This is a genomic window from Streptomyces sp. NPDC060194 (assembly GCF_042728285.1).
Lineage (GTDB): Bacteria > Actinomycetota > Actinomycetes > Streptomycetales > Streptomycetaceae > Streptomyces.
Window position 1 is genome coordinate 23459 of the sequence record NZ_JBHWZH010000069.1, and the last position, 7891, is coordinate 31349.

At 74.1% G+C, this 7891-nt stretch carries 6 protein-coding genes; 3 read left to right on the forward strand and 3 right to left on the reverse strand.

Annotated elements, in window-relative coordinates; genetic code table 11:
* The first annotated feature begins 2 nt into the window (after positions 1 to 2).
* Positions 3 to 2978 (forward strand): hypothetical protein, encoded by a 2976-nt coding sequence (locus tag ACFWEG_RS16980; protein ID WP_387215511.1) that lies wholly within the window; start codon positions 3 to 5, stop codon positions 2976 to 2978.
* A 10-nt stretch (positions 2979 to 2988) separates the two neighbouring features.
* On the opposite strand, the gene ACFWEG_RS16985 is transcribed toward ACFWEG_RS16980, so the two are convergent.
* The 3 genes from ACFWEG_RS16985 to ACFWEG_RS16995 form a co-directional block, all read right to left on the reverse strand.
* Entirely contained in the window at positions 2989 to 3771 is a 783-nt protein-coding gene (locus ACFWEG_RS16985) for a phosphotransferase enzyme family protein (protein ID WP_387215513.1), read from the reverse strand.
* 94 nt (positions 3772 to 3865) lie between these two features.
* Positions 3866 to 4207 (reverse strand): hypothetical protein, encoded by a 342-nt coding sequence (locus ACFWEG_RS16990; protein ID WP_387215522.1) that lies wholly within the window; start codon positions 4205 to 4207, stop codon positions 3866 to 3868.
* A gap of 35 nt (positions 4208 to 4242) precedes the next feature.
* Positions 4243 to 4500 carry a hypothetical protein gene (locus ACFWEG_RS16995; RefSeq protein WP_387215516.1) on the reverse strand — a complete coding sequence of 86 codons (258 nt, stop codon included), beginning with the start codon at positions 4498 to 4500 and terminating at the stop codon, positions 4243 to 4245.
* Positions 4501 to 4717: 217 nt separating this feature from the next.
* Between ACFWEG_RS16995 and ACFWEG_RS17000 the strand changes: the two genes are divergently transcribed.
* The gene (locus ACFWEG_RS17000; protein WP_387215525.1) at positions 4718 to 5692 is read left to right on the forward strand and encodes a LacI family DNA-binding transcriptional regulator; all 975 of its coding nucleotides are present in this window, start codon (positions 4718 to 4720) and stop codon (positions 5690 to 5692) included.
* A gap of 838 nt (positions 5693 to 6530) precedes the next feature.
* Positions 6531 to 7841 (forward strand): ABC transporter substrate-binding protein, encoded by a 1311-nt coding sequence (locus tag ACFWEG_RS17005; RefSeq protein ID WP_387215519.1) that lies wholly within the window; start codon positions 6531 to 6533, stop codon positions 7839 to 7841.
* Positions 7842 to 7891: the final 50 nt, after the last annotated feature.

Below are 7891 nucleotides of genomic sequence, written 5' to 3' on the forward strand. Positions count from 1 at the left end.
CGATGCCGACCACCGCACCCCAGACCCCCGACGAGCTGCTCGACGCGCTGCGCGAGAACGACGAACGCCCCTACGGCCGGGCCAGGACGATCACCGCGGAGGAACTCGTCGACGCCGCCGAGCAGTTCGTGGACCAGCCGCTGCTGCTGGTCCACGCCCTGCTCGAACTGCAGGAGGCGTACACCTACGGCTCCGAGCCGCGGAAGTCGCCGGTCGTGTTCGCCCGGCTGCTCAACCTCTTCGACGAGCAGCCGGAGCTGTTCGACGAGGGCTTGCGGTTCAACGTGTTCTGGCGCTTCAAGTGGGTTTCCAACGCGCTGCGTTCGCTGCCGGAGGTGCCGCTGGCGAGCCTGCGGCAGTGGCTGGGGGAGATGCGCGACCGCTACGAGGCGGCCGGGCTCGACCTCCAGCCGTACTACGGGCAGGCCTACCAGCTCGCGGCCCATGTCGGCGAGGGCGACACCCTGGCCTACGAGTTGTGGGCCGGCCGCGCCCGCACCCGGCTCAGCGACTGCGAGGCGTGCGAGATCTGCGACCGCGCCCGGTACCACGCCGCGGCGGGTGACGACGAGCGGGCGCTGCGGGTCTGGGAGCCGGTGCTCGCGGGCAAGGAGTCGTGCCAGGAGGAGCCGGCCCGCTCCTTCTCCTACGCGCTGCTGCCGCTGCTGCGCACCGGGCGCGCCGAGCAGGCCCGCGAGCTGCACCTCGCCGGCTACCGGACGGCCCGGCGCCGCGCCTCGATGGCGCCCGAGGTCGGCCGCCACCTCGAGTTCTGCGCCCTGACCGGCAACGAGGCGCGGGGGCTCGAACTGCTCGCCGAGAACCGGTCGCTGTTCGAGGAGGTGGAGTCGCCCTCCGCGCAGCTCGCCTTCCTCACCGGCGTCGAGGTCCTGCTCCGCCGGGTCGAGCACCTCGGCCACGGCGAGCTGCCGGCCGCCGGGTACGCGGGGCGTGCCTGGACGGCGACCGGCCTGCGCGAGGAGGTCCAGCGGCGCGCCGACGACCTGGCCGCGCGGTTCGACGCGCGCAACGGCACGTCGCGCCAGGCCGACGCGCGGCGTGAGCGGCTGGAGCGGGCCCCGCTGGTGGCGAGCCTCGAACTGACCCTGCGGCAGCGCGACCTGGGCGACCTGTCCGCCCCGGACGCACCGGTGCCGGCCCCCGCCTCCCGTCCGGTGCCGGCCCTCCCGGAGTCGACGGCCGAACTCGTCCTGCGAGCCCGCGCGTTGCAGGAGCAGGGGCACCCCGACGCGGCGGCCTGCTGGGAGCGCCTGCGCTCCCTCGTCGCCTCCCGCGACTACGCCCACCCCCAGGACCCCGGCGTGGGACCGCTGGTCGAGCTGCGCGCGGACCTCCTCGACGAGGCGGCCGGGCGGGCGGGGCGGCGGGACGAGCACGCCGAGGCCGCGGAGCTGTACGAGGAGGCCGCGGAACTCTACGGGTCGGTGGGCGCGACGGAGCGGGCCGCGGTCGCCAGGGCGTGCGGGATCCTCGCGGCCGCGGAGCTCGCGGCGGCCGAGCCGGCCGCCGAGGGGGACCCCGCGGCGGAGCGGGCGGCGACGTTCACCGCCGCCCACGAGGCGCTGGTCGCGCTGCACGAGGGGACCCCGGGCCTCGCCCCGCAGGCCGAGGCCCGGCTGCTGCGGCTGCGGGCGACCTCGCTCGGTCTGCGGCTGCAGGCGTCGGGGAGCGGGGAGCACCTCGCGCCGGCCCTGGCCGAGGTGGACCGCCTGGGCGCGTTCGCCGCCCGGCACGCTGTCGGCTCGCAGATGTCCAACGCGCACCTGCTGCGGGCCTCGACGCACGCCGTGGCCGGCGACCTGCCCGCGGCGGCAGCGGAGCTCGACGTGCTGGTCGCCCTCCTCGACGCCGAGGGCCCCGCCTGGCACCTGCCCCGCACCCACGCCTTCCGGGGGCGGATCCGGCTGGGCCTCGGCGAGCCCGAGCAGGCGCTGGCCGACCTGGACCTCGCCCGGCGGCTGGGGGCCGACTGGCCGGCCGAGTTCGTCGACGCCGCGCGCACGCACGGCGACCTGGCCGAGGCCTGCATGCGCCTGGGCCGCCCCGACGAGGCGCTGCGCCACCTGGTCCGCTCGGCGGAGCTCGACCTGCGGCACGGCAGCCGGACGGACGCGTTCTGCACGTACAGCAACGCGGCGAACCTCAGCCTCGACCTCGGCCGGGTCGAGGACTGCATCGCGTTGCTCGACTCGCTCCTCGCGGAACGCGAGGTCATGGAGGGCGAGTTGGATGACCGGCTCGTCGCGCAGCTGCGTCTGACCCGAGCCCGTGCACTGCACGCCGGGGGTGACCTCAAGGCGGCCGTCGCCGAGTTCGTCGCGCTCGCGGCCGAATCGGAGTCGTGGGACGACGACCTGGGGGCGCACGTGATGATCGCGGGCGAGGCCGCGACACTGCTCGCGGAGTCCGGGGCGTTCGACGAGGCCGGCAAGGCCGCCGACCAGGCACTCGCCGCGCACGCGCGGCTGGTCGCGGGCACGACGGACTCCGCGCCGCGTTTCGAGCAGCTCAGCGGCTCACTGCGGGAGGTCGCCCGGTTGCAGGCGCAGGCACAGGGCGCGGACGGCCTGGACGACGCGCTCGCCCGCCTCGCCGACGCGGGCCGGGTCGCCGGCGACGCCCGGGCGGCGTCTTTCGAGGCGCACGGACGGTCGTTGGACACCGCGCTCGCCTACGAGTACGGCCGGGTGCACGCCTACGCCGGGGCGTACGAGGACGCCCTCGTCGACCTGGAGAGGGCTCTCTCCCTGCTCGGCGAGCCGGGCGAGGACGCGGACCGGGCCGGGGAGTGGGCCGAGTGCCACCGCCTCGCCGGGGTGGTGGAGGGCGTCTACCTGGAGCGCACCGCCCCCGCGCTCGCCCGCGTCGACGCGGCCGTCACCCGGCTGACCGCGCTCGGCCACGCCGACGCGGCGGAGTCGCTGACGGCGCTGGGGGCGCGGCTGCGCGACGAGTGAGCGGGCGGCGTCACGAGCCCGGTCCGTCAGGACCGGGCTTGGTGAAGTCGCTGTCGATCCAGCGCGCGTCGGTGAGGTAGCGGCGGTCGTGGCCCTCCGCGAGGTGCCGGGCGAACGCGGGGTGCCCGGCCGCGGCCTGGGCCCGCATGTGGGAGACCAGGGCGCGCAGCCGTTCCGCGGCCATGGGCAGCAACCCGTGGCGTTCTTCCGGCGTGAGCCCGTACGCGTCGGCGAACAGCGCGATCCTGCGCCGGACTTCGGGGACGGGCCGGGTGTGCTCGGTCTCGTCCGGCGCGTACAGGGGGACGAACCGGTACGCCGTGTACGCGGCGTCCCACAGCCGGGGGCCGGGGTGCGCGGTGTCGAAGTCGATGAACGCGACGGGGAGTCCGTCGCGGAACACGGTGTTGTAGGTCGCCGCGTCGCCGTGGCAGACCACCTCGGCGGGTTCGCGCGGCGGGAGGTACCAGACGTCGTCCGGCCGGCGCTCGAAGTCCGCGGACGCGTCGTGCAGTTGCCGCAGCAGCCGCGCGGCGGCCACCAGCGAGGCGTCGCTCCGCACCATCGGTGCGGCGAAGTCGTGTCCGACCTCGCCCGGCAGGTACTCCACCGCCTCCTCCGCCCCGTCCTCGCTCACCCCGTACGGCAGCGGCCCGACGTCGCACCCCGCCTCCCGCAGATGCCCGAGGAACCGCTGCACGGTGCGGCTCCACGGCTGCGCCGGGCGCCGCACCACGTCCCCCACCCGCACGACCTCGTTCACACCGCCGACGAGCACTTCGCGTTCCTCCACGGCCCGAGGCTATGCGGCGTCCTTTCCCCCGGGCGACCGGTATCACCGCCCGCCCGGGCCGGGCCGCGGAACAGCCGAGTGCCGCGTGCGGCGGTCAGGGGTTGAGGTCGTACAGGCGAACGGGCCGGCCGGTCCACCGGTCGGGGGCGGCCGTTGCCACGATCGCGCCGTTGGGGCGGTCAGGTGTGGGGAGCGCGGCGTGCAGGGTGTGCCCGTGCCCCCAGGAGGTGTCACGTGCCACGGCCAGGGCGGCGGGGAGGTCGAGGTCCAGGACGACGATCCCCGGTAGGGCGGCCAGGTGTTCCGCGGTGCCGGGGCGGGCGCGTTCGGCGTCGACCAGCGCGCAGGTCGGGGCGTAGAGGAACCAGTCCGCTTCGGTGTGGGAGCGGTGGATGAGCCGGGACGCGAGTACGTTGCCCTGCCCGACGGCGACCATCGCGGTGTCGTCGAGGACGAAGTGGATCGCTTCGTTCACCGATCGACCACCCGTGCCAGGCGTCGGTCGAGCTCGGCGTCGAGCGCACGCTCCTCGGCTGCGGTGGGGTCGTAGCCGTTCCACGCCTGCAGGACCGCCTTCGCCCGCTCGGCCTGTTCGGCGCGCTCGGCCGGCGTCAGCAGGGTCTCGGCGAGCCGGGCGAGATACGCCCGCAACGACATCCCTTCCGCAGCCGCTATGGCCGCGAGCCGGTCCCTGGCTTCCTCCGGGATGCGGACGTTGGCGTCGGACATGGCGCACTCCTCTCGTCGGACGTCCACGGTACGGGTACGTACCCGTACCCGTCCAGTGCGGCTGGTCGGCGCGGGCCGCCGGGTTCGCGGCGCCACGCGCGAGCGGCCCCGCGCTCCACCGGCCGCCGGTCGCCCGCACGTCTGCGACCTGCGGTGTCGGGGCGTGAAGTAGGGTGACGAGCCGATCAGAGGGGTGGGTGGGTTGGCGCGGGTGACGATGGCGGACGTGGCCCGCGCGGCGGGCGTGTCGTCGGCGACGGTGAGCTACGTGCTCTCGGGGAAGCGGCCGGTCGCGGAGGAGACGCGGCGGGTGGTGGAGGCGGCGATCGCCGAGCTGGGGTTCAGCGTCAACACGATGGCGCGGAGTCTGCGCACCGGCCGCTCCAGCATCGTCGCGCTCGTCGTGCCGGACCTGGCGAACCCGTTCTACGCGCAGCTCGCCGCGTCGATCCAGAACGAGCTGCGGCCGCTCGGGCTGCACGTGATGGTGTGCGACACCCGGGCGGACCTCGACGAGGAGCGGGCGTTCCTGCGGGAGGCGGTGCAGCAGCGGTTCGCGGGGGTGGTGATCACCCCGTTCCGGTTGGCCGCGAAGGACTTCGGGCCGCTGTCGGAGGCGGGCATCCCGGTCGTGGTCAGCGCGGACGTGCCGTTCGGCGACGCGGACCTGGTGACGCCGGACGCGCGCGCGGCGATGCGGGCGGCGATGACGGAGGTGACGGGGGCGGGGCGGCGGCGTATCGCGATGATCGCGGGGCCGCGGGACGCGACGGGGGGCGACCCGCGCCTGGAGCTGCTGCGGGCGCTCGCCGTGCAGTTCGGGGTGTCCCTGCCGGGGCGGCTCGTCGTGCGCGGGGAGCACACGCGGGAGGCCGGGGCGGTGGGGTTCGGGGAGCTGATGGGGATGAAGCACCGGCCCGACGCGGTGTTCTGCGCGAACGACGTCGTGGCGGTGGGGGCGATGGACCGGGCCGAGGAGCTGGGGGTCGACGTCCCGGGGGACGTGGCGCTCGTGGGGCACGACGACGCGGTGTTCGCGTCGCTCGTGCGGCCTCGTCTGAGCACGGTCAGGTATCCGGCGGTGGAGGTGGGCCGGGCGGCGGCGCGGCTGCTGATCGAGCGGATCAACGGGCGGGTTGCCCGGCGTACCGTTCACGTCCGCGCGGATTTCGTGCCTCGCGGCACCGTCTGAACGGGGCTCCGCCCCCCCGGCCCCCTGCTGGGGGCTGCGCCCCCAGGCCCCCGGCGGGGCTCCGCCCCTGCACCCCGCGTCGGGCTGCGCCCTCCGGCCTCAAACGCCGGCCGGGCTGAGAGTTTTCGCAGCTCGGGCACGCTCCCGAACTCGCGGCTCCGCCGCGGACACCGGGCTCCGCCCGGCGGCCTCAAACGCCGGCCGGGCTGGATTTTTTGGCCTCCACACCCCGCCCGGGCCGAGGCTTCGGCCCCCGCACCCCGCCCGGGCCGAAGCCTCCGCTCCCGCACCCCGCCCGAGCCGATGCTCTTGCCTCCGCACGCCGCCCGAGCCGATACTTCCGGCTTCTTCCGCACTCCGCCCAGGCTGGAGCCTCGGCTTCCGCACCCCAGCCGGGCTGGAGCCCGCAACTCGCACGCCACCCGGGCCGGGACTCTCGGCCCCCGCACCCCACCCAGGCCGATGCCTTCGGCTTCCGCGCCGCCCCCGCTGGCGCTTCGAGACACCGCGCCGCACCCCGCGGACGTAATCGATTACGCGATCTTTCCGCAACTGCCAACTCGACCCCTGTTACCCCCAGTTCTAGCAGCTCAAGACCACTCTCGGCACCTGCAGACGCAGCGACCGCGCATCACGAAACGGTCGCGTTACCCACCAGAGTTCGCCAGAACTGTTGACTTCTGTTGATCTCTGTTGTGAAGGTAGCCGCCGTCGCCCCAACGGAGGTGCGACGACCCTCAGCTCCGGGAGCACCCTCATGGCACTTCGCAAGCGCGGTTCTGTCAGGTCTCGTTCGTCGGTGGTCCGACGCGGGTTGGTCGGGGGTGTGGTGGTCAGCATGGCCGCCGCGCTGACCGCGTGCGGTGGGGGCGGGTCGGAGGACGGCGGCACGGACGCGGCGGGCGAGTCGGCGTGCAAGGCCGCGTCGGGGAAGGTGACGCTGGACTACTGGTCGTGGGTGCCCGGCATGGAGAAGGCCGTGGCGGTCTGGAACGCGGAGAACCCGAAGATCCAGGTCAAGCTGAAGACGACGCCGGCGGGCAACGCGGGCACGTACCAGAACATGTCCAACGCGCTGAAGGCGGGCAACGCGCCCGACCTCGGCCAGATCGAGTACGACTCGCTCGCGAGCTTCCGCCTGAAGGGCGGGCTGACCGACATATCGAAGTGCGCCGGCGTCGAGGACGCGAAGGGCGACTTCGTGGACTGGACCTGGTCGCAGGTCGACTTCGGGGCCGGCGGCAAGGACGGCGTCTGGGCGGTCCCGCAGGACACCGGGCCGATGGCGCTGTTCTACCGCAAGGACGTCTTCGACAAGCTGGGTCTGGCCGCGCCGACCACGTGGGCGGAGTACGAGGCCGCCGCCAAGAAGATCAAGGCGGCGAAGAAGGGCCAGTACATCACCCACTTCTCGCAGACGGACCCGAACTGGTTCACCGGTCTGCTGTGGCAGAACAAGGGCTCGATGTTCGAGCGCGACGGCGACACGTGGAAGGTCAGCGTCGACCGGCCGGAGAACCAGGAGGTCGCCGCGTACTGGCAGAAGCTGATCGACGAGAAGCTGGTCGCCACCGACCTGCAGGGCTTCTCCCCCGCGCTGTACAAGGCGTGGAACGACGGCGAGGTCGTCACCTGGATCTCCGCGGCCTGGGGCTACAGCACGATCCGCGACAACGCGAAGTCGACCGCGGGCAAGTGGGCCGTCGCGCCCATGCCGCAGTGGGAGAAGGGCCAGAACCAGGCCGGCAACTGGGGCGGTTCGACCACGGCGGTCCTCAAGGGCAGCAAGCACCCCGCCGAGGCGGCGAAGTTCGCGCTGTGGCTGAACTCGGACGCGAAGGCGCTGGAGATCCTGAACAAGGAGGGCGGCCTGTACCCGGCCGCCAAGTCCGGCCTGGAGCTGCCCGCGCTGCAGCAGCCGGTCGACTTCTACGGCAAGCAGCCGATCTTCGACGTGTTCAAGGAGGCCTCCACGCACGTGGACACCGGCTTCACGTGGGGCCCGACGATGACGGACACCTACCGGTTCATCAGCGACGGCACCGCGAAGGCCGCCGGCGGCGGCTCGACCCTCGGCGACGTGCTCAAGGACGCCGACTCCCAGAGCGCCGACTCGCTGCGCAAGCAGTCGCTGGACGTCAAGGAGTAGGGCTCCAGGCCCCGCCCCACCGCCCCCGCTCCCCCGGCGGGCGGTGGGGC

Bases quoted from the DNA above. Each gene is read 5' to 3' on its own strand.
- ACFWEG_RS16980 (WP_387215511.1), top strand. From the start codon at position 3: ATGCCGACCACCGCACCCCAGACCCCCGACGAGCTGCTCGACGCGCTG.
- ACFWEG_RS16990 (WP_387215522.1), bottom strand. From the start codon at position 4,207: ATGGTCGCCGTCGGGCAGGGCAACGTACTCGCGTCCCGGCTCATCCAC.
- ACFWEG_RS16995 (WP_387215516.1), bottom strand. From the start codon at position 4,500: ATGTCCGACGCCAACGTCCGCATCCCGGAGGAAGCCAGGGACCGGCTC.
- ACFWEG_RS17000 (WP_387215525.1), top strand. From the start codon at position 4,718: ATGGCGGACGTGGCCCGCGCGGCGGGCGTGTCGTCGGCGACGGTGAGC.
- ACFWEG_RS17005 (WP_387215519.1), top strand. From the start codon at position 6,531: ATGGCCGCCGCGCTGACCGCGTGCGGTGGGGGCGGGTCGGAGGACGGC.